The sequence below is a fragment of the Virgibacillus carmonensis genome (assembly GCF_057836705.1).
Genome location: NZ_JBYQFJ010000229.1, coordinates 1 through 626 on the forward strand (window position 1 = coordinate 1; position 626 = coordinate 626).

The following is a 626-nucleotide window of genomic DNA, read 5'->3' on the forward strand; positions in this document are numbered from 1 at the left end:
GTTATTGAATCAGGTGGATTAAATCTTCATTTGGTGCCAAGTAATAAGTTTAAGACACTCAATTTCGTAGTTAAATTTAAAACTGTATTAGACCCGACGACAATTACCAGGCGTGCAATCCTGCCCTATGTATTGCGACAGGGAACAATGAATTATCCGAAACGAAAAATTTTACAACAAAAATTGGATGATTTATATGGTGCTGTTTTATCAATTGATGGCACTAAAAAAGGTGATTTTCATATTCTTACCTTTCGAATGGAAATTCCAAACCAGCGTTTATTACAAAATGAATCAGCACTTATCGAAGAAGCGCTGGAAGTATTAAATGAAATTATAAACCATCCAAAGGTTTCTAAAGGTAGTTTTGACCCGAAAATTGTTGACCGGGAAAAAGAAACGCTGAAACAAAAGATCAATTCGATTATGGATGATAAAATGAGCTATGCTAACATACGGCTGATAGATGAAATGTGTGAGGATGAAGTATATAAAACACATGTGCAGGGATATATTGACGACTTACCTGAACTTAATGGCGAAAGTTTATTTACATACTATCAGACAGTATTAAAGAAAGATTGTATGGATTTTTATGTGCTTGGAGATTTTGATGAAACGAAAAT

The 626-nt window shown here is 33.5% G+C and carries 1 pseudogene; it reads left to right on the forward strand.

The features are described 5' to 3' along the window. Positions 1-626: pseudogene (locus AC3G7N_RS21550) on the forward strand (peptidase M16 family protein); the annotation flags it as partial.